This is a genomic window from Arsukibacterium sp. (assembly GCF_033722355.1).
In the GTDB taxonomy this organism is placed as follows: Bacteria; Pseudomonadota; Gammaproteobacteria; order Enterobacterales; family Alteromonadaceae; genus Alishewanella.
Genome location: NZ_JAWVZF010000273.1, coordinates 1 through 1724 on the forward strand (window position 1 = coordinate 1; position 1724 = coordinate 1724).

Below are 1724 nucleotides of genomic sequence, written 5' to 3' on the forward strand. Positions count from 1 at the left end.
CGGGCTACCTGTAATAAACGTTCAACTACGCTGGCTTCATTATTGGCAGTGATATTCAGGGTATGGTTCATCAGTTGCTCTCCGTGATCATATCTTCATTGGCGGCACCCGGCGGTACTAATGGCCAGACGTTATCTTTTTCATCAATTCTGACATGCAGTAAATAAGGGCCGGGCCAGGTAAACATAGCTTCCAGCGCACTTTCGACGTCGTCTTTGCGGCTGATACTGTGGCCCGGGATAGCAAAAGCCGCGGCCAGCGCAACAAAATCGGGGTTGTCTGATAAGTCGGTTTCGCTATAGCGTTCGTTAAAAAACAGCTGTTGCCATTGCTTTACCATGCCGAGGCGCTGGTTATCGATAATGACGATTTTCACCGGCAGCCGGAATCGCTTAATGGTGCCCAGCTCCTGCACATTCATCATAAAAGAGCCATCGCCTGACACGGCAATCACCGTATCCTGCGGCCTCGCCAGTTTAGCGCCTATTGCTGCCGGCAGGCCAAAACCCATGGTACCCAGGCCACCGCTCGACAGATGATTGCGCGGGTGGCTGAAGCGCATATGCTGTGCTACCCACATCTGGTGCTGACCCACATCGCAGCACACCACGCTGTTGTCCGGCATCCGCTCACTTAACTGCTTTAACATCAGCGGCGCATAAATGCGCTCGCCCGGATGGTCATAACGCCAGCTGTGTTGCTGTTTTAAACGGCTGCAATGGGCTAACCAGTCGCTGCAATTGGTATTACTGGCAATTGCCGGCAGAATTTGCTGCATATCCCCCAAAAATGAAACCTCAGCAAAGCGGACTTTATTGATTTCTGCCGGGTCGATATCGACATGGATCACTTTGGCACCCGGTGCGAATTTTTGCAGATTACCGGTTACCCGATCATCAAAGCGGGCGCCTAAACAAATTAATAAATCGCACTGCTGTACTGCCAGATTAGCCGCCTGAGTACCATGCATGCCCAGCATCCCCAAATAATACGGGTTATCTTTAGCCACCGAGCCCATCCCCTTTAACGTGGTAACCGACGGCATCAGACTTTGACTTAAAAACTGCTGCAGCTGTGGCATGGCACCAGCCATATGTACGCCACCGCCGATATAGGCTATGGGCTTTCTGGCATTGGCAATTAACTGCCGGGCCCGCGCGCTTTGCGCCAGGGACGTTGTCAGTGCCCGGTTTTTCGGCGCGGCAGCCAGATTCGGTTCAGCCGCGGCAGCTAATTGCACATCTTTCGGGATATCAACCAGCACCGGGCCCGGCCGGCCGGAGCGGGCAATAGCAAAGGCGTCATTTAAGGTGGCAGCCAGCTCATCGGCACTGCGCACCATAAAGCTGTGTTTGGTCACGCTTAAACTTAACCCCAGCACGTCGATTTCCTGAAAGGCATCGCTGCCCATCACCGCCTGTGATACCTGACCGGTAATCGCGACCAGCGGCACCGAATCGAGCATGGCATCAGCCAGCGAGGTTATTAAGTTAGTGGCACCAGGGCCTGAGGTGGCCAGACAAACCCCCACCTTGCCTGAGCTGCGGGCATAGCCTATCGCTGAGAACGCCCCGCCCTGTTCATGCCGGCACAGGTAGTGTTTCACCGGGCTGGCATAAATGGCATCGTAAATAGGCATAATAGCGCCGCCGGGATAACCAAAAATGGTATCCACCCCCTGCTGCTGCAACACTTTTAATACCAACTCTGCGCCATTCATCCTA

The 1724-nt window shown here is 53.8% G+C and carries 1 protein-coding gene; it reads right to left on the reverse strand.

Annotated elements, in window-relative coordinates:
* Window positions 1-70: 70 nt before the first annotated feature.
* Window positions 71-1724: acetolactate synthase 2 catalytic subunit (gene ilvG / locus R3177_RS14720; protein WP_318971760.1), on the reverse strand; the 1654-nt coding region annotated here is incomplete at its 5' end.